The sequence below is a fragment of the Bacillus haimaensis genome (assembly GCF_048270625.1).
Taxonomy (GTDB): Bacteria; Bacillota; Bacilli; order Bacillales; family Bacillaceae_I; genus Sutcliffiella_A; species Sutcliffiella_A haimaensis.
Window position 1 is genome coordinate 1,729,838 of the sequence record NZ_CP158164.1, and the last position, 18,933, is coordinate 1,748,770.

The window sequence follows — 18,933 nt, forward strand, 5'->3', positions numbered from 1 at the left end:
ATCTTAATACCTATATAAATGCAATTCCTCCTAAAAGCACCACTGCAAGTCCTACATATATCCATGTTAAGCGAAATATGTTTCCTTTGGTTGATCCACTGTAGTTTTCATCATTCTTCCCTGCCAAAGCAAGTGTGACAAACAGGGATGCAACCCCAATGAAGATTACAAGTATTATTGCAATATTCATTTTTTCCACCTCTTTTGATTATCTTTCAAGTTCTTTATGAATTAGTAACAATCCTTTGAACAAAATAGTAAGTACAAGTTTGTACTTTTACCCAATATATTATATCCTCGCATCAGATTCCTGTCACCGTAAGAGTTTCAAAAATGAATCGATTTAGTAATCATAGCATATGAAACAATAGTTTTTTTGTCCAGATTCCATGTCTGTTATGGCCGACTACACAATCAGTATACTTTTTAACACTATGTATATTTAATGTGCGTACTTGTTAATTTATTAATAATAATTAATAATATCATTTGAAACATCATAGCTTACTACAAAAAATGAAATTTATCATATAAATGATGCTAGAGAGGGGATGCGATATGAAATTAAGAGTATCAGCGGTTCAATATCAATTGAAGACAATCAGATCTTTTCAGGAATTTGAAGATCAGGTGCGTCATTATGTTAAGACAGCTCAGGAATATAATGCTGATTTTGTCCTTTTTCCTGAATTTTTCACCACACAATTAATGTCGATAGGTGATGAAAGCGGAATTGCGTTAACCATTGACGATCTGCCAGGTTTTACGGAATCCTATCGAAATCTATTTATTAACTTGGCTACAGAATATGAGCTTCATATCATTGGTGGTACCCATGTGGTTAGAAAAAATAGTAAACTTTACAATGTAGCCCATCTATTTTATCCGGATGGAAGAGTAGAAGAACAAGCAAAACTCCATATGACACCTACTGAAGTAAAAGAATGGAATATGTCACCTGGCGAAGGGTTGGAGGTGTTCGAAACAGACAAAGGGACCATTGCGATGTTAACCTGCTATGACATAGAGTTTCCTGAGATAGTCCGAATGGCTAAGGCTAAAGGTGCAGATATTATATTCTGTCCATCCTGTACGGATGATCAGCATGGATTCCATCGAGTTCGCTATTCCAGCCATGCACGCACCATCGAAAATCAGGTATATGTCGTCACAACTGGTACAGTAGGTTCACTCCCGTCAGTAGATTTCATGAGAGCAAATTACGGCCAAGCTGCAGTCATCACACCGAATGATATTCCATTTCCCCCTAAAGGATTACTGGTCGAGGGAGAAATCAATCAGGATATGATTGTCACTGCAGACCTGGATTTGGAACTTCTTTACCAGGTTCGTGAAGAGGGCTCCGTCACCACTTGGAGAGACCGCCGTACCGACCTTTATCCTGATTGGGAAAATAATAAGAAAAATTTAGCCTTATCTTTATAGGAGGGATATTGTTGTATCGAAAAGAGTTTTTTGTCTTTGATCAAGATAAACCAGTAAGGGCCATTATTCGAAACTACGAAGAGAAGGACTTTTCCAATCTGATTCGCGTCCAGCAGGAAAGTTTTCCACCACCGTTCCCATCTGAGTTGTGGTGGAACAAGGAACAGCTTCGTAATCATATCACTTTGTTTCCAGAAGGAGCATTATGTGTGGAAATAGATGGTAACATTGCAGGATCAATGACAGGACTACTTGTAGATTATGACCCTGACAGCCCTGATCATACATGGGAAGAAATAACAGACAATGGCTATATCCGCACCCATAATCCGGATGGAAACACCATTTATGTTGTAGATATCAGTGTCAGTCCAGCCTATCGAAAACTGGGTCTTGGAAAATGGCTCATGCTTTCCATGTATGAAGTCGTGATTCAACTAGGTGTGGATCGCTTACTAGGTGGCGGTAGAATGCCCGGTTATCATAAACACGCTGATGAAATGTCAGCACAACAATATCTGGATGCAGTAATAAAGGGAGAAGTAAAAGATCCTGTCATTACTTTCCTATTGCGTTGTGGCCGCTCACCAGTAAGGGTTGTAGAAAACTACCTTGAAGATGAAGATTCCCACAATTATGGGGCATTAATGGAATGGAAAAACCCTTTTAAAAATAATTTTGAGTGTTGGGAGTAGAGAGAAAATGGAGTACGTTAGAATAACCAGTATTGAAGATCCCTTATTTAAACAGATGCATCAGTTAATGCAGCAGGTGTTTCCTGGTGAAGAGGTATTGGATTTTGATCTATGGAAGGAACCGCTGGAGGATCCTGGAATCCGAGTATTTGTCGCAGTGGAAAATAACCAAGTAATTGGAGCTACAGAATACCGTTATTATGAGGATTTCAACGTAGCTATGACCGATTTTACAATTATCGGGAAAGACGGACTTGGAATCGGGTCATTTTTAGCCCACAATCGTACGCAGGACCTACATGCATTAGCAAAAAACAATGGAAAGGATCTCCGTGGCATGTTTGCGGAAATATACGACCCTTACAAGGTGGACTCCTATGAATTTGGTGGGGTTAGATCCATGAACCCTTATGTACGGAGGGAGGTATTATCTCACCTTGGCTATAGACGGTTGGACTTCACTTACGTTCATCCTTCATGGAACAATGATGGAGAGGCTGTCGAAGGACTGGATCTGTGTTTCTTAACTATGGCTGAAAACAGTGAAACATTGGAAGCTGATTTAATTGTGGCATTTCTAAAACGTTACTATACTGTATTACCAAATAAGCCAGAGGCATGGTTACAAATGATCGAGAAATTGGAGAATGCGGAAACCATTATGTTGAAGGCAATCTGATATGAATAATCGAGTAGGAGGGGGTGACTAACCCCCGACCTCTCACACCACCATACGTCCCGTTTGGTAAACGGCGGTCCATTAAATATGACGTAGAATTGGATATCTTGCATATAGACTTTTGAGCCCTTGGGAACTTCAATAGGAGGTCCCAAGGGTTTTGTGTAAGATTGAACTGTTAGAGATTCGCCAGTATTTCTTTTTAAGCTACCCCATTCGTATGCTTTAGATGGGTGAACTACTAAATTGTAATAATACATACCTCACTTTACTTTTCCATCTACTTTAACTTCTTTATTACGAATTGAATCATTCGATTAATGACAAGCATTCTTTATTATGCCATCATATAGTAAAGAGATATTAGGAGGATTCATTAATGGTCGATGTAATAACTAATATTGATATTCATGCTCCATTGAATAAAGTTGCTGACTATGCATCCAACCCAGACAATGCTCCAACATGGTATGACAATATTAAGTCTGTGGAGTGGAAATCTCCAAAGCCCTTGACAATAGGATCTTTGGTAGCATTTAAAGCGAAATTTCTGGGTAGGGAGCTTGCATACATTTATGAAATAGTAGAGTTTACTAGAGGAGAAAAGCTGGTTATGAGAACATCAGAGGGTCCATTCCCTATGGAGACAACCTATACATGGGAAACAAAAGGTACAGATATAACCACAATGACTTTGCGTAATAGAGGAGTACCTTCAGGTTTTTCAAAACTCCTGGCACCTTTTATGGCTACTATGATGAGAAAAGCCAATAATAAAGATTTGAAAAAAATCAAAGCACTTTTAGAAAAAGAGTAATAATATAAAAAAAGGGATGGAATAGGCAGCAATTTGCAGCCTATTCTATCCCTTGTCTATTAATTAGCCCTTAGCAGCTTGAAGTTGAAGTTCCACTTTAATTTGGTCACCAACAAGGACGCCGCCAGCTTCTAGTGGTGCATTCCATGTTAGACCATAATCACTGCGCTTGAGTTTGCCTGAAACAGCAAATCCTGCTTTTTCATTTCCCCAAGGATCTAATCCAGTTCCTTCAAAAGTAACAGCAAAGGTTTCTGCTTTTGTTGTACCGCGAAGCGTCAAATCACCTGTAATGTTATATTCATTGTCATCCGTTTTTTCGACGTTTGTTGATTTGAATGTCATTTTCGGATGGTTTTCAACGTCAAAGAAGTCTGCAGAACGCAAGTGAGCGTCGCGGTCACCGTTGCGAGTATCAATGCTCGCTACATCTATCGTAAACTCTATATCCGCTGTTGTTAAATCAGTAGGATCCGCCACAATTGTCGCGTCAAATTCTTGAAAAGCCCCCTTGACTGTTGCGAACATCATGTGTTTTACAGAAAAATCCACTGAACTGTGTGCTTTGTCTACGTTCCAATTTGTTTTTGCCATTAATAATTCCTCCTAATTTCCCTCAGTTTTAATTATCTTTAATTCAAGATTTATAACTTCAAGATAAATTATATGCGCTGTTGGATAAATTGTCAACAATGTTTTTCCTTAATTTAACTTCAAAAAAAGTGTATAGTTAATATATTGTATTTGGCATAGTTTGAGTCTTAGCCACTTTAACGTGGAGGAGGGTGACCAGATGAAAAGAGAGGAAGAAGAAGATTACATAGAAAGAAATCAGGATGATGAGGAACCGCCTCTAGAAGATTTTTTGGTGAATGAGGATGATATCAGAAGAAAAGAAGAAACATCAAGGAAAAGGAAAAAACTGATGAAACTTATAAGTCTAATCATTATCCTGGTGTTGTCCGTCAATGTCTGGGGAATATTCCCGAAGCTATTTAACCTCCCGTCCATACAATTTTTATTAAAATCAAAGGAATTATCAAATAATAAAAGGATAGAAGAATGGAAAAAGGCTGTCGTTTCGATAAACGGGAATGGAATTAAAGGCACAGGTTTCAACATTGTCTCATCTGGAAAAATCCTTACAAATTCTCATGTTGTTGAGGAGATGGATTCGATCTTGGTTACTTTCCCTGATGGCCAACTTTTTTCAGCAAAAGTTATCTCTGACTACCCGGATTATGATTTTGCCCTCCTGGAAATAGAAGGTGAAAGCCTTCCAACATTAGATTTAGATAAATCAACTGATCAAGAAGAGATTGGCAAACATATCTATATCATAGGCAATCCCCTTGCCCATTCTTTTATTGTGATGGAAGGAGAGACTGCAGGGTTATACCAAAGTAGCCTTCCTAAACCGGTTCTACTTTTGAATGCCCCCATTCAATCCGGCAATAGTGGAAGTCCCGTGATAAATGAGGATGGTGAGGTGATTGGGGTCGTCTATGCAAGTATAGAAAAAACAAAGAACAATCAAAGATTCGGACTTGCCATACCTATTGAAAATATCATCCAAGAACTTGACATAGACTAACATGCAGTCTCTGAAATACTTGGGCAAGAAAGGAGACTTCCAATGAATCAATTAAATATCTTGTATCCGATAGCTGTAGATCAAACAAAATATAAAATTCAGGAAGACATTCAGCAATTTTTGGAAACGAAAGAAGAGCTGCCGACATTCCAGGAGTATTTGGAAGAACGTAGCCATTATATTCAACAAATATGGATAAATGTTTGGTTGAATAAAGTGACAAATGATGTGGCCAGAAAAGAAAAAAAGGCTTTCCTAAGTGAACGAGGCTATGAGGTGGAAGGGGTAGACAGAAAGCTTATTAACCAGCTGTTTCGTAATGAAATGCGTGAATACCAGCCTTTTGCGGCCATGGAATGGGTAAAAGGGTTGGAAAAGGAAAACTCTCTGGCTTGGGAACAGCAATATAAGAAGGCAAGGACCCATTTTGAACAAAGGATCAAAGAAAAGCGGGCACAGTCTGAGCGGGAAGAGGTTGTCAATGCCTTGGAACTCCAAGCCCATCAAATAGTGGAAAAAAGCCAGCATGAATACTACCTGATTGTAAGGAATTTTGTTGCCGATAAACTTGATACCGATTTACATGAAGCTATTAAGTTTGAGGAGGTTGATACGTATAAGCTCGAGGAGCTGTTATTGGAGGCAGGACCCTTCAACCCGAAGGATTATTCCACAGTCGCTTCCTTTTTCACAGAGCTGACCGGAGCTGTACACAAAACCTACCATTACGGAGAACGCTATTTCGAATATGAAACGTATTATTTTAAATATGAAAAGCGGATAACGGATTTCCTGTTCGGAGTTATTCCTGAAAAGGTCCTGAAAGAGTTGGATACAGAAATTTTAAAAAGATATGAAGATGTAATGGGCGAGAGAGTTAATCCGTCAAAGCTCAGAAAATTGTTGGCAAATGCCCTTCATTTAATCATTCATAGCTATATGGAAGAAGTACAGGAGGAATATGTTTCTGATTTGTTGGCTTTAGTGCCTATTCCTTACGAAAAGTCAGTCCATCAGAGAATTTATGAAGAGGACGTTCAGGAACGTGAGCAAAGAAAGGCAGCAGAACTGGCGGAGATCGAGCGGAAAAAGCAAGAGGAAGAACGAATGCTAGACGATATTTTCGGCAGGGAATATATCCCTTCGGCAGACAGGGATATTCGATATATTCTTCACGTCGGAGAAACAAATACAGGGAAAACATACCAGGCACTTAAAAGAATGCAGGAAGCGGAAAGTGGTTTATATCTTGCTCCGCTCCGTCTCTTGGCTCTCGAAGTATATGACGTCCTGAATGCAGGCGGGATTCCCTGTTCACTGAAGACAGGAGAAGAGGAAAAAATCGAACCGGGAGCCAGTCATATTTCTTCTACGGTTGAAATGTTTCACGAAAAGGATTTTTATGAAGTGGTAGTAATTGATGAAGCTCAGATGATTGCAGACAAGGACCGTGGGTTTTCCTGGTATAAGGCCATTACAAAAGCCAATGCCAAGGAAGTACACATCATTGGCAGCTATAATATGCAAGCCATGATTCTTCAGCTTCTGGGGGAGGTTGATGTGGAAGTCCACCGTTATAGTCGGGATACTCCCCTGCAAGTGGAGTCCAGAATTTTCACTCTGTCTGATGCGAAGAAAGGAGATGCCCTTGTTTGCTTTTCCAGAAAAAAAGTATTGGAAACAGCATCCTCGCTTCAGCAAAGAGGTTTTTCCGTCAGTATGATATATGGGAGCATGCCGCCAGAGACAAGGAAAAAGCAGATGCAAAACTTCATAAAAGGGGATACAACCGTCATCATTGCAACAGACGCAATCGGGATGGGACTGAACCTGCCAATCAGAAGAATTGTATTTCTTCAAAATGATAAATTTGATGGTATAAGAAGAAGGCGTCTAACTTCGCAGGAAGTGAAACAGATAGCAGGGAGGGCAGGAAGAAAAGGCCTCTACAATATAGGGAAAGTGGCTTTTACGAATGATATTCCTGAAATGGCTCAGCTTCTTGAAAAAAAAGATCAAGAGGTTCACACCTTTGCAATTGCTCCAACAAGTTCCGTTTTGGAGAGATTTCAGAGATATTCCAGAAGGCTAGGCACATTCTTTGAATTATGGGAGAAATTCGAAAGTCCGGAAGGCACCGAAAAAGCATCTCTTTCAGAAGAACAGTATTTATATGAAACAATTAAAGATACTGAAATTGAAGCCCGGCTTTCAGTCAATGACCTTTATGGATTTCTGCATCTCCCATTTTCAACGAAAGAGCAGGTATTGGTGAACCAGTGGCAGGAAACGATGTTTGCAATCGTAAATGGCACGGAACTGCCAGAGCCATTTATGAGAAAAGGAAGCCTGGAGGATGGAGAACTTTCCTATAAGGCGGTTGGGCTGCATCTTTTGTTTTTATATCGTCTGGATAGGAGGACGGAAGCGACCTATTGGGAGCGCGTCCGCGAAAGCTTCAGCGATGAAGTACATGAACGATTAAAAACGGACGTAAAAACTTTGACCAAACAATGCAGGAATTGTGGAGAAAAGCTTTCTAATGACTTTAAGTACGGAGTTTGCGATCGTTGCCATTTCTCAAAAATGCGCCGAAAGCATAAAAACCTCAAAACTAACCGCAATGAAAAATAAAGAGGCTGGGACAAAAGTGTTTTAGTCTAAATAAAACCCGAACTAATTTGAATTTTAAAATCAAATTAGTTCGGGTCTTTTTTTCGAAGTATTCGTTGAGTTTTTAGGTTATACCAACGGTTGATTGGAGTGCAAGACGAAGACTCCTTGAAAATGCAAGCATTTTCTGCGTGCGATGTATCGCTGCCGAAGCCTTCCTTGTCCTGCGGGAGAAGTGGCCAATGTGAGACCCCGCAGGCGAAGCCGAGGAGGCTCACGGGTCACCCGCGGAAAGCGAAGTCTTGCACGGAAATCAATAGCGGTATTTAGAGCCGGTACCTATATTGTTCGTCTTTTGTTAGCGTTTTTTAGTTTTGTCCCAGCCTTTTTTATCTACATTTTGCCTTTCAAAAGAGAGGAAAAGGTTGGTCAGCCATTTGGCAAGACAAAATATTACGATATAAAACAGAAATAAATAAAACGGGTTTACCCATTTATGCCAAATAATCAAATCTAAAAATAAGAGAATAGGCTTAAAAACAAAGGCTAGAAATGCTGATAACATAAGAGAATAAAGATAATAGTTCTTTTTATACTTCATAGTCCATTGATAAAGAAGCATAAAAATCACCGGAATCAAAGAAACATCCAAGCCGAAATTGACAGGAACGAGGGGGATGGCCTGATAGGGATATGTCAATAATCCATACCTGACCAGTGCCGTATCGAAATAGGTGAAAATGATATGCACCGCAAAACCATAAAAACCAAGATGAAACGCCTTACTTCGATCCATTTTGAACCAAAGAATGATTAAAGGAAGGACTAGAAATAATAGGTTTATCCAAAATTGCCAGGTATCGAAAAAGGAGTATTCTTGCCAGTATTCAATCCATCCTTTTGAAACCTCTTTTTGTTGTGTATTCAATCTACTGATAATATCAATTTGATTTTTGGTCATGAGAGGTCTCCTTCTTTGTTTTTTCTTATTCTTTTACCTCAAGATTATCATGCGTGAAACTGCAATTAACTTTGACATAAAACCTAGCAGAAAGTAGGATTATAGCAAATGTAAAAAGGACGGCTGCGAATACCATTCGCCAACCGTCCTTTTTATGTTATTATTTAGAAATCATAATCATCGATATTATCCTTCGTAAATACCACACGCTCAGGAAGAAGAATGATTCCGCTATCTTCCGCTTCATAATCATACCCCTGGATGGAGTTCGGCTCAATTTTCACTTTTCCGATATCCGGAACTTCAAATTCATCTCCAACCTTCAGCTCTTTACCTTCAACCGTCATAAGATATGCCACATATGCCGCTAAAGCACCTTGCTTTTTTACATCCCATAGACCGAATTGCTTGACCGTGTCCCGTTTAACATAGTCTCTCATAACATTCGGTGTAGAGAATCCTGTGATCACAACTTCGCCGTCCTTGCCAAGATTCTCTGCTGCCTGAGCCATGGCAGGCAGGGCGGTTGCGTCTGGACAGATGATGGCATCTATATCCTGATAGGTTTGAAGAATGCTTTCCCCAACGGATAATGATTTTTGGGCATCATTTTCCCCAAACTGGGTGGTCACAATTTCCCAGCCAGGATAGTCTGCTGCAATGATTTCCTTCGCTTTCGTTACCCATTGATTTTGGTCGGTAACGGTTGGGCTGGAATAGAAGAACGCCACTTTACCCGTATCACCAATCTGGTCAGATGTCATTTTAATCAACAATTCTGCCAACTGTTCCGGTGTTCCTTGGTTGATGTAGAAGGAGCGATCCTCCGGATTCACATCGGAATCCCATGTCAAGATTTTCACGCCCTTATCCTTTGCACGCTTTAATGCCTGGCTCAGACCGTCCACAGATACTGAGGAAATCATGAGGGCATCATAGCCCTGATTCACGAAATTGTTGATGTATTGAACCTGGCCTGCAACCGTCGCTTCACTTGGACCATCATATTTCAATTCCACTTCCAAAGAATCCGCCATTTCTTTTGCGCCTTGACCACCGGATGTGAAGAATCCCACGCCTGTAAGTTTTGGTATGAACGCCAGTTTGACATCATCCTTGCTTTTCTCATCTTTATTACAAGCCATCAGAAAGCTGCCTAAAACTAGAATAATAATGAATATACCGACTAATTTAATTCGTGACATGTGATATCCCCCTTATTTCTTATCTGGAAGTTGTTTATCTTTACTGAAGTTTTCGAATAGATGATACAGAGATTGCCAATTGGAGTACTTTAATATTACTGCAAGAATCAGGATAGTCCCTATCACGACACTGATGTAAGAACTGGATAGTCCCAGCATCTGAAGACCATATTGCATGATCCCGATGAAAATACAGGCAATCGCTGTCCCAAGAATACTTCCCTTCCCACCAAAAATGCTTGTTCCTCCTAAAACTACCGCCGTAATGACCGGAAGCACCGCTTCGGATCCAAGATCCGATCTGGCAGAACTGAAATAGGATGTTAAGATGATTCCTCCGATACCACCTCCAAGGCCGGATAGCATATACGTACTCATGACCGTCCACTTGATAGGAATGCCACTGTACCGTGAAGCTTTTATATTGATCCCCACCAGGAACACGTTTCTTCCATAACGTGTGTAATGGAGTAGAATCCCGAAGAATATAACACTTCCAACAATCAGCCAGATCGGATTCGGCAGGTTCAGGAATTGACCGTTGGCGATATCCACAAAGGAGGAAGGAAAACCGCTGATGCCTTCATAACCTGAGGCACTAGATCCACCAGAGATCACCAGACCTACTCCTGAAAACAAAAACATGCCGCCTAATGTTACTACCAAAGGCTGAACATTGGAAAAAGCAACTAAACTTCCATTTATTCCGCCTGCAATTACCGCAATGAGAAGTGCCAGCAGGAGGGCAATCCAGATAGAGATTCCGTTCATCCATAGGACACCAAGAACGATGGAAGTGAGACCCATAATGGATCCGATAGAGACGTCGATGCCACCAGTAATTATGACAAATGTCAATGGTATGGCAGCAAGCGCGATATAGGCAAAGTCATTCATGCTATATAAAAGATTATTAAATTGCAGGAAACCGGGAGAGAGCATTCCGAACAAGAAACATTCAACTATTATGAGCAAGAGAAGAATGCCCTCCCACTTACGTAAGATCATTAAGCTCTTTTTCAGAATCACCACCCCCATTGATTATGGATTTGTCTGCTAATCTTTTATGATGTTCCCGTTTTTTTAAGCTCTGACTTTTAATGATAGATTGAAATTTCGAGTCGCCAATGACAATCAATAAAAGCAATAAGCCAAAAATGGCATTGTTCCAGTATGCAGGTATTTTTAAATAGATTAAAGAATTTGTAATGGTTGTCAGAAAGAGTGCACCAAGCCCAGCACCAAGGACGGTTCCTAATCCACCGGTTAAACTGACACCACCAAGAACAGCAGCTGCTATAACCTGCAGCTCTATGCCTGTTCCGGTTTGATTGGGAACAAATCCGATGTTCATAACAAATATCAAACCGGCTATGGCAGCAGACATTCCTGAAAGAATGAATGCCAAAACGGTTACTTTCTGTACTGGAATACCTACAAGACTCGCACCATCCTTATTATCTCCAACCGCAAAGAAGAATCGGCCAAGTCGAGATTTAGTAAGCCAGACATGCGCGAGCACCAACAGAAGTAGGACAATCCAGACAGAAAGGTTGATTCCCATTAGCTTTAGATTTGCCAACTTTTTATAGTAGTTCGGGATATTTTCAATCCACATGCCTTTGGTATAAATCAGCATGATTCCTCTGATTACACCAAGCATCCCGAGTGTCATAATGATCGAAGGAACCTTCAGATAAGATACCCCGATGCCATTCACCAATCCAACCAGACAGCCAACGAAAAGAACAACAGGAAGAACAATCCAAAGTTCCACACCCGAAGTTAAAAGAACCCCGCATACTGCCGCTGACAATCCCATGGTGGATCCTACCGATACATCTATATTAGAAGTGAACAGGACAAAAGACTGGCCAACAGCCAAAACAAGGAGAATGACACTTGCTTTTATTAACAGGGAGAAAGAGTCTCTGGAGAAAAGGTCAGTATTGATGCTGCTTACAAAGAGAATGTAAACAAACAATAGCAAGACTATTGAGATCTCCCGGGCCTTGAGTAACCGCAAGAATAGAGGGGTCATTTATGAATCACCTCACTATTTACCCCAAATGCATATGCAGCGATAGTATCAGGTGATAGCTCTGCTTTTTGCAGGGTCTTTACAAGCTTACCTTCATAGAGGATGACGACCCTATCGCTAAGGCTGACAATTTCTTCGATGTCAGACGAAATGAGAAGAACTGCCAACCCCTGCTGACTTAATAGATGAATAATATGGTAGATGTCTTTTCTGGCATTGGCATCAATTCCTCGTGTAGGTTCATCGAATATAATTACTTTGGGATCAGCAGCAAGACACCTTGAAAGCACCACCTTTTGCTGATTTCCACCGGATAGATCTTCCAAAGGCTGAAAAATGGAAGTAGCTTTTATTTGAAATTTTGAGACATAATCCGACGCAAGAGAGATTTCTGTTTTATATGGCAAAAAAAATTTACTGAGGCGATGAAGGATGGTGGAGGATATATTGTTTTGAATTGAAGTAAGAGAGAAGATTCCATGTTTATGCCTGTCCTCAGGTACATAGATTAAGCCTTTATCAATCCTTTTCCTTATGGGTAAGTTGCTGATTTCTTCATTATTGAAATTGATTGTACCGCCTGAGATTTTAGATATTCCAGCAATGGCCTCTGCTAGCTCTGTCCGTCCAGCACCAACCACTCCTGCAACTCCTAATATTTCCCCAGGTGAAAGGGAGAGGGAAATCTCTTCGAATCCTCGCCCAGTCAAGTTGGTGACCTCTAATATGTTGGATGCTTTGTGTCCTTCCGCGTACTTTTCGAAATGGCTCGCATTCGATGCATTTCCCGAATTTTCTGGCAGTAAACTGGCTAAAAGCTTTTCATACGTAAATTCTTTAACAAGACCTTGACCGGATATGACACCATCACGCAAGACGGAAATTTTATCTGCCATCCGAAAAATTTCACTGAAACGATGCGTGATATAGAATAAGCCGATTCCTTCCTGTTTCAACTGATTGATCGTGGTAAAAAGGGAGTCGATTTCACCAAAGGTAAGAGTAGAGGTAGGTTCGTCTAAAATTAATATATCCGCCTCCCTCACAAGACCCCGAATGATTTCCACCAACTGTTTCTCCGCAATGGATAAAGACAGAGCTGTTTCGTGAAGGCTCAGCTTCCATCCCAGCTTTGAAGTAAGGTCTTTGATTTTGTTCTGCAATTTGGATTTTTCCCCAGGGATACCTATGAGTATGTTCTCTTCAACCGTCATATTGGGAAAAACGAGCGGTTCCTGTGGCACAAGGTATATTCCATGTTGATGTGCTTCATGTGTGGACGAAAATTGTACCGTGTTTCCTTTCACGATAATCCTGCCGCTATCCGCTTTATATAAACCGGTAATTATTTTCATCAAAGTAGATTTTCCTGCTCCATTTCCACCCACAATGGCATGGACCTCTCCATGATCCAAGGATAAAGAAACTCCACTTAGTACTTGATTTCCTGAAAATTTTTTAGTTATTACTTCCACTTTTAGAAGTGTATCGGATTTGCTCGTCATTTTTGCCTTCACCACCTTCATAGGGGTTCAAATGGAATATAAGCGCTTTCAATTGAACAAATAAAGCCGCACTCATAATTTGTTCAATTGTCTTTGCATGCTTGTTATTTATTTACACAGCAGATATATCATTTATTCCAGCAACTTCATTATTTTTTACGAAAGATTTTTTTCAGTTCTTTTATAAAATCATGATGGATATATTGGTCATAAAGCACGAACATTAGTTTACATGGCGCACATTTGTTGAGGAGTGTACAGCAGATGATACAGGATAAGTTTACCGAAAATCTTCTAATAAAAGTTGCATGGTATTACTATAAGGACAATTTGACCCAACACGAAATTGCTAAAACTTTGGAGATTTCGCGTACAAAGGTGGTAAGACTACTCGAGCGGGCCAGATTGGAGGGAGTTGTCCAGTTCCATATCAGAGGAATGGGAACGAATTGCTTAAGCATGGAGAATGAATTCAAAGAGGCTTTTTCATTGGCAAATGCCTTTATCATCCCGACACCACCGAACATGGAGGATTTGAGTGATAGTCTTTCAAGGGCAGCTTCACAATATTTGCATCACAAGCTTCAGCCTGATGACCTGATAGGACTCGGCTGGGGAAAAGCGGTCTCACGTACCATCGATTATCTGACATTGGATCCCAGCTTGAATGTATGTGTCGTCACTTTGACAGGCGGGGTCAACTATTATCTCCATAATCGGAGCTCCACCGATAGAGGAATGGAGAAATTCCACCATATATCCATCATTCCGGCACCTTTCCTTGCTTCATCGGAAGAGATGGCGGAAAGCTTCTTGTCGGAGCCTTCCATCAAAGAAATCCTGGAGCTTGGTACCCTATCCAAGTACATTTTGGTAGGGATAGGAGGGGTATCTCCTGACGCCACCATCATCCAGGAAGAAAAAATGACACTGAATGAACTTACCTTTATCAAGCAGCAGCATGCAGTCGGAGACATACTGGGACAATTTTATGATCGGGAAGGAAAAGTGATTGCACTGCCACACCATAAAAGATTAATAGGATTGAATATTAACAGATTGAAGGAAATGAATAATGTCCTTGCAGTTGCCGGAGGGGAAAAAAAGGTTGATGCCATTTATGGAGCTTTAAAGGGTGGCTATATTCATACATTAGTAACAGATGAAACGACTGCAAGAGCATTAATGAAAATGGAGGTGAACGTATAGCATGGAATACGTATTGGCCTTTGATGCAGGAACAGGAAGTATCAGAGCCGTTTTATTTGATCGTAACGGAAAACAAATAGGTGTGTCGCAAAAGGAATGGACACACCTTTTGGAAGAGGATGTTCCTGGATCGATGAACTTTGATACCGTTTACAATTGGAACCTGGTCATTCAATGCGTCAAGGAAGTGTTGCAGGAAACAGATATCCTTCCATCAGAAATTAAAGCGTTAAGTGCGACAAGTATGAGGGAAGGGTTTGTCTTATACGACCGGAACGGCCAGGAAATATGGGCATGTGCAAATGTGGATGCAAGAGCTGGAGAAGAGGTTTCGGACTTAAAATTATTGGATGAAAAGTTGGAAATGGAATTGTATGCCGAGTCGGGTCAGACTTTTGCGCTTGGTGCCATCCCGCGCCTGTTATGGTTAAAAAGGCATAAACCCGAAATCTACGAAGCAACCACATCTATAACGATGATCAACGATTGGATACTCTATAAATTGTCAGGCGTCCTTCAAGTGGATCCATCCAATGGTTGTACGAGTGGAATTTTTGATCTTGAGAAAAGACAGTGGCAAAAACAAATTGCTACAAGGTGTGGAATCAAGGATACTTTCTTTCCAAAGGTACATGAAGCAGGAACGGTACTTGGGAAAGTCACAAAGGAAGCAGCATCTCTGACTGGATTAAGCCCGGAAACACTGGTTGTTTCAGGTGGAGGCGATGCACAGATGGCTTCAGTGGGTGTTGGTGCTATTACGACAAACCAGACGGTCGTCTCCGGCGGGTCATTTTGGCAGCAAGAGGTGAACGTGGAAAAACCTTATTTTGATCCAGAAGGCAGGCTTAGAGTAAATTGTCATGCAGTTGGTGGACAATGGCAATTGGAAGCTATTGCATTCTTCCCAGGGCTTGTTATGCGTTGGTTCCGGGATGCCTTTTGCGAGAAGGAAGTGGAAGAGGCAAAAATAACCGGCAGGGATGCCTATGAAATATTGGAAGAGAAAGCCAAACTTGTACCTGCTGGATCTAACGGGATTATTCCTATATTCTCCGATGTCATGAATTATATATCCTGGCGCCATGCAGCACCGTCCTTTATTAACCTCAGCATCGATCCTCAAAAGACCGGAAAGATGGAAATGTTCAAATCACTCCAGGAAAACGCAGCACTTATCACACTAGGAAACTTAAAGCTAATTGAAGAGGTAACCGGTCACTATCCGGAAGAAGTAATATTTGCAGGAGGAGCTTCCAAGGGGAAATTGTGGAGCCAGACTCTTGCCGATGTTCTTGGTGTCCCGGTAAAAGTGCCTGTCATAAAAGAAGCCGCTGCACTGGGTACCGCATTATATGCAGCTATCGGAGCAGGAATCTATTCATCTATCAAGGATGCAGTAGATCAAGTTGTCGTTTGGGAGAGTACCTTCCAGCCAAGAATGGTCAATCATCAGGAATATGCAAAAATCTATGAGAATTGGCGGAGGGTGTATGAAGCACAGCTGAATCTTGCTGATAGGGGATTAACATCACATATGTGGAAGGCACCAGGATTATAGAGACGAGCGAAAGGAGGGAGAGACATGAAGAAGGTGAATGAAAATGATTTTGAGTACCGTTTTGGTGATAACGGCCCCAAATATTTGACAAAGGGCCCGAATGTGGATGTCGGAGTTGTCGTACTGAAGCCTGGTCAGGATTTCCCCAACCATTATCATACTGAGTGCGAGGAGGTCTTCTACATTTTAGAAGGGAAGATTGATTTCTATATTAATAGTGAAAGGGTGGAAGCGAAACCGGGAGATATGATTCAATGCAGACCCGGCGACTCCCATTATCTGATCAATCAGTCCAGAGAACTTTTTAAAGCTGTCTTCATCAAGTCACCGCATATAGGAAAGAATGACTCAGTTGTCATCGATAAACCACAAATATAGATATAAGAAGGAGTGAAGTTCTATGACATGGGGATTTAAGAACCGACTAAATAAAATACTTCCAAATGGAAGGGCAGTTATGCTTGCTATAGATCATGGATATTTTCTGGGGCCGATATCCGGTCTCGAAAAGCCGGGGGAAACCGTCAAGAACCTTCTAACATATACAGATTCCTTATACTTAACCAGAGGCACTCTTGCTGCATGCATACCCGAAGATACAGAAAAGCCGATGGTACTCAGAGTATCAGGTGGACCTACGGTGTTGAATGATCTGTCCAACGAAACCATCGTCACGTCCATGAAAGAGGCAATCCGCCACAATGTTGTGGGTGTAGGAGTTTCCGTTTTTGTGGGGTCGAAATACGAAACACAAACGATAACCAATCTCGCCCACGTTGTAAGTGAAGCGCATGATTTCGGTCTTCCTGTCCTGGGAATAACGGCAGTGGGGAAAGAGCTTGAAAAAAGGGATACCAGGTTTTTGGCACTTGCCTCCAGAGTGACGGCGGAAATGGGAGCCGATATTGTAAAAACCTATTATTGTGAGGATTTTGAAAAGGTGACAAGTAAATGTCCTGTGCCGATAGTCATTGCAGGAGGACCGAAGTTCGATACGATAAAAGAAGCGTTGGAAATTACCTACAATGCCATGTGCCAAGGGGCAGCGGGAGTGGATATGGGTCGGAACATCTGGCAATCCCAGCAACCGGAAGCAATGATTAAGGCTATTCATGCAATTGTCAAGAAAAATTACAATGTCAAGGAAGCATTGGAGCTATATGAGTCTTCAGCAGTGAAAGCCTGATTTGAGAAAAAGTGAATAATCATAATAACGATAAAAGCCCCCATTTGATTTCAATTGGGGGCTACTGCTTTATTTATTCACTTTTCGACTTCTGACTCTCGAAGTCACCATTACAGAAAAACCTACCACAAGCATCCCTGACCCCATCACTAGAGAGTTATAAGAGTTTGTAGCTGTATTCGGAAGCTTATTACCATTTGACGGCTTTTTCGTTTCTTCTTTAACTGGTGGTTTTTCTTCTTTAGGTTCTTCTTTTACAGGAGGCTTTTCTTCTTCAACCGGTGGTTCTACTTCTTCCACAGGGGGCTCCTCTTCCTCTACCGGCGGTTCCTCCTCTTCGACTGGTGGAGATTTGATATTATCAATGGTGAACTCCAATAGAACAAATTCTTCATAGGATTCTACATAGACGGTGTAGGTTCCATTTTCGGTGACTGTAAAAGAGAAGGTTTCCATACTGATTTCATTGCCTTCACTGATGAAATTTTCCTCTGTCAAACCAGATCCCTTCAGCCACTTGAGTGCAGTAACCGAGTCATTTTTGTTTGTTTCGATAAAGACTTCAATTGGTCCTTCTGTTTCTTCTTCATCAGAAACAAATACTGCCACTTCCAAGGACGGGACCTCTTCTTCTGGATAGAGAATAGCCAATTGTTGGTCAGCTAAACCAGCTAGAACTTCGTGACCAACCTGATTAGGGTGAATGTCACCGGGAATGACGAGGCTTGCTTGATTTTGATCAAATACACTATAAGCGTCGATGATATATGTCCCAGGAACAGCATAGAATGGATTGATTACAGATTGATTTACATTATTTGCAATCAGATTTCCTAAACTATGTACAGAACCAGCAAACTGATCATCACTTGGTCCAAACGGATTGTAGATATTGTATAGAAATATAGGAGCATTTGACTCTTGTCTGATTTTTGTAATAATTCCCTGTAGATTTACAGTAAGGTCCTGCGCAGCCTTTGTAACTTTTGGTAATAACTCCGCTTTCTTAGTGTCATCAATTGGTACACCAGATTTAAGTAGAGTCTTATAATCTATAGCCTTAAGTAAATCATTACTACCAATGTTTAAAGTTATTAAATCTGAAGCTCTAATAGCCAAGAGCATTTCTTCATTCATATTTGCTAATAGTATATCAGAAGTAATACCTGGACTACTCAGATTAAGGACGTTTGGAGATCCACCTGCAATTAAATTTGGAAAAGCTAAACTTGAGGGAACAGAGTTATCACCAGTTAAGTTATATCCATAAGGAATGGAATCACCCAACGCAACAATCGTTGGTGGTTCTTCCGCATCGCCCTCCGCAAACACAGTGCTGGAAGCAAAAGCATTAAATACTAGCAAAATAGCAAACAATAAAGAAAAACGATTAATCTTCAACCATAGTCCTCCTTAAAAGT

Annotated in this window: 18 protein-coding genes; 10 read left to right on the forward strand and 8 right to left on the reverse strand. The window is 40.9% G+C overall.

Features of this window, described 5'->3' with window-relative positions:
- Nucleotides 1-10: 10 nt before the first annotated feature.
- A complete protein-coding gene (locus ABN702_RS08790; protein WP_417900319.1) occupies nt 11-190 on the reverse strand; it encodes a hypothetical protein in 180 nt (59 codons plus the stop codon).
- 368 nt (nt 191-558) lie between these two features.
- Here ABN702_RS08790 and ABN702_RS08795 point away from each other — a divergent pair, with 368 nt between their 5' ends.
- The 4 genes from ABN702_RS08795 to ABN702_RS08810 all read left to right on the forward strand — a co-directional run bounded on the left by ABN702_RS08795 (nt 559) and on the right by ABN702_RS08810 (nt 3,637).
- Entirely contained in the window at nt 559-1,446 is an 888-nt protein-coding gene (locus tag ABN702_RS08795) for a carbon-nitrogen hydrolase family protein (protein ID WP_417900320.1), read from the forward strand.
- Nucleotides 1,447-1,457: 11 nt separating this feature from the next.
- A complete protein-coding gene (locus ABN702_RS08800) occupies nt 1,458-2,141 on the forward strand; it encodes a GNAT family N-acetyltransferase (protein ID WP_417900321.1) in 684 nt (227 codons plus the stop codon).
- 7 nt (nt 2,142-2,148) lie between these two features.
- Complete coding sequence (locus ABN702_RS08805) at nt 2,149-2,820, forward strand: GNAT family N-acetyltransferase (RefSeq protein ID WP_417900322.1); 672 nt, start codon at nt 2,149-2,151, stop codon at nt 2,818-2,820.
- A gap of 379 nt (nt 2,821-3,199) precedes the next feature.
- Nucleotides 3,200-3,637, forward strand: a complete 438-nt coding sequence (locus ABN702_RS08810) for an SRPBCC family protein (protein ID WP_417900323.1) — start codon at nt 3,200-3,202, stop codon at nt 3,635-3,637.
- 63 nt (nt 3,638-3,700) lie between these two features.
- Here ABN702_RS08810 and ABN702_RS08815 read toward each other — a convergent pair whose 3' ends face one another.
- On the reverse strand, nt 3,701-4,231 hold the full coding sequence (locus ABN702_RS08815) for a YceI family protein (protein ID WP_417900324.1): 531 nt from the start codon (nt 4,229-4,231) through the stop codon (nt 3,701-3,703).
- Nucleotides 4,232-4,430: 199 nt separating this feature from the next.
- Between ABN702_RS08815 and ABN702_RS08820 the strand changes: the two genes are divergently transcribed.
- On the forward strand, nt 4,431-5,231 hold the full coding sequence (locus tag ABN702_RS08820; RefSeq protein ID WP_417900325.1) for a S1C family serine protease: 801 nt from the start codon (nt 4,431-4,433) through the stop codon (nt 5,229-5,231).
- 42 nt (nt 5,232-5,273) lie between these two features.
- Complete coding sequence (locus ABN702_RS08825) at nt 5,274-7,865, forward strand: helicase-related protein (protein WP_417900326.1); 2,592 nt, start codon at nt 5,274-5,276, stop codon at nt 7,863-7,865.
- Between the two features lie 337 nt (nt 7,866-8,202).
- On the opposite strand, the gene ABN702_RS08830 is transcribed toward ABN702_RS08825, so the two are convergent.
- The 5 genes from ABN702_RS08830 to ABN702_RS08850 form a co-directional block, all read right to left on the reverse strand.
- Complete coding sequence (locus ABN702_RS08830; RefSeq protein ID WP_417900327.1) at nt 8,203-8,805, reverse strand: CBO0543 family protein; 603 nt, start codon at nt 8,803-8,805, stop codon at nt 8,203-8,205.
- A gap of 164 nt (nt 8,806-8,969) precedes the next feature.
- A complete protein-coding gene (gene lsrB / locus ABN702_RS08835; RefSeq protein ID WP_417900328.1) occupies nt 8,970-10,010 on the reverse strand; it encodes an autoinducer 2 ABC transporter substrate-binding protein LsrB in 1,041 nt (346 codons plus the stop codon).
- A gap of 12 nt (nt 10,011-10,022) precedes the next feature.
- Nucleotides 10,023-10,985 carry an ABC transporter permease gene (locus ABN702_RS08840; RefSeq protein ID WP_417900329.1) on the reverse strand — a complete coding sequence of 321 codons (963 nt, stop codon included), beginning with the start codon at nt 10,983-10,985 and terminating at the stop codon, nt 10,023-10,025.
- Between the two features lie 19 nt (nt 10,986-11,004).
- On the reverse strand, nt 11,005-12,051 hold the full coding sequence (locus tag ABN702_RS08845; RefSeq protein WP_417900330.1) for an ABC transporter permease subunit: 1,047 nt from the start codon (nt 12,049-12,051) through the stop codon (nt 11,005-11,007).
- Nucleotides 12,048-13,556 carry a sugar ABC transporter ATP-binding protein gene (locus ABN702_RS08850; RefSeq protein WP_417900331.1) on the reverse strand — a complete coding sequence of 503 codons (1,509 nt, stop codon included), beginning with the start codon at nt 13,554-13,556 and terminating at the stop codon, nt 12,048-12,050. Before ABN702_RS08850 ends, ABN702_RS08845 begins: the two co-directional genes overlap by 4 nt.
- A gap of 264 nt (nt 13,557-13,820) precedes the next feature.
- Here ABN702_RS08850 and ABN702_RS08855 point away from each other — a divergent pair, with 264 nt between their 5' ends.
- The 4 genes from ABN702_RS08855 to lsrF are packed head-to-tail and all read left to right on the forward strand — an operon-like array spanning nt 13,821 to nt 17,512.
- The gene (locus ABN702_RS08855) at nt 13,821-14,765 is read left to right on the forward strand and encodes a sugar-binding transcriptional regulator (RefSeq protein WP_417900332.1); all 945 of its coding nucleotides are present in this window, start codon (nt 13,821-13,823) and stop codon (nt 14,763-14,765) included.
- 1 nt (nt 14,766) lies between these two features.
- Complete coding sequence (gene lsrK / locus ABN702_RS08860; RefSeq protein WP_417900333.1) at nt 14,767-16,326, forward strand: autoinducer-2 kinase; 1,560 nt, start codon at nt 14,767-14,769, stop codon at nt 16,324-16,326.
- 24 nt (nt 16,327-16,350) lie between these two features.
- Entirely contained in the window at nt 16,351-16,704 is a 354-nt protein-coding gene (locus tag ABN702_RS08865; protein WP_417900334.1) for a cupin domain-containing protein, read from the forward strand.
- 22 nt (nt 16,705-16,726) lie between these two features.
- Nucleotides 16,727-17,512: a 3-hydroxy-5-phosphonooxypentane-2,4-dione thiolase gene (gene lsrF / locus ABN702_RS08870; protein ID WP_417900335.1), complete on the forward strand. Its 786-nt coding sequence runs from the start codon at nt 16,727-16,729 to the stop codon at nt 17,510-17,512.
- A gap of 69 nt (nt 17,513-17,581) precedes the next feature.
- Here the strand turns inward: lsrF and ABN702_RS08875 are convergent, their stop codons facing one another.
- Complete coding sequence (locus ABN702_RS08875) at nt 17,582-18,913, reverse strand: SGNH/GDSL hydrolase family protein (protein ID WP_417900336.1); 1,332 nt, start codon at nt 18,911-18,913, stop codon at nt 17,582-17,584.
- Between the last annotated feature and the right edge of the window lie 20 nt (nt 18,914-18,933).

Coding starts and splice junctions, on each gene's coding strand:
- lsrK (WP_417900333.1), top strand. CDS start 14,767: ATGGAATACGTATTGGCCTTTGATGCAGGAACAGGAAGTATCAGAGCC.
- ABN702_RS08845 (WP_417900330.1), bottom strand. CDS start 12,051: ATGACCCCTCTATTCTTGCGGTTACTCAAGGCCCGGGAGATCTCAATA.
- ABN702_RS08805 (WP_417900322.1), top strand. CDS start 2,149: ATGGAGTACGTTAGAATAACCAGTATTGAAGATCCCTTATTTAAACAG.
- lsrF (WP_417900335.1), top strand. CDS start 16,727: ATGACATGGGGATTTAAGAACCGACTAAATAAAATACTTCCAAATGGA.
- ABN702_RS08830 (WP_417900327.1), bottom strand. CDS start 8,805: ATGACCAAAAATCAAATTGATATTATCAGTAGATTGAATACACAACAA.
- ABN702_RS08790 (WP_417900319.1), bottom strand. CDS start 190: ATGAATATTGCAATAATACTTGTAATCTTCATTGGGGTTGCATCCCTG.
- ABN702_RS08815 (WP_417900324.1), bottom strand. CDS start 4,231: ATGGCAAAAACAAATTGGAACGTAGACAAAGCACACAGTTCAGTGGAT.
- ABN702_RS08820 (WP_417900325.1), top strand. CDS start 4,431: ATGAAAAGAGAGGAAGAAGAAGATTACATAGAAAGAAATCAGGATGAT.
- ABN702_RS08825 (WP_417900326.1), top strand. CDS start 5,274: ATGAATCAATTAAATATCTTGTATCCGATAGCTGTAGATCAAACAAAA.
- ABN702_RS08810 (WP_417900323.1), top strand. CDS start 3,200: ATGGTCGATGTAATAACTAATATTGATATTCATGCTCCATTGAATAAA.
- lsrB (WP_417900328.1), bottom strand. CDS start 10,010: ATGTCACGAATTAAATTAGTCGGTATATTCATTATTATTCTAGTTTTA.
- ABN702_RS08795 (WP_417900320.1), top strand. CDS start 559: ATGAAATTAAGAGTATCAGCGGTTCAATATCAATTGAAGACAATCAGA.
- ABN702_RS08855 (WP_417900332.1), top strand. CDS start 13,821: ATGATACAGGATAAGTTTACCGAAAATCTTCTAATAAAAGTTGCATGG.
- ABN702_RS08865 (WP_417900334.1), top strand. CDS start 16,351: ATGAAGAAGGTGAATGAAAATGATTTTGAGTACCGTTTTGGTGATAAC.
- ABN702_RS08850 (WP_417900331.1), bottom strand. CDS start 13,556: ATGACGAGCAAATCCGATACACTTCTAAAAGTGGAAGTAATAACTAAA.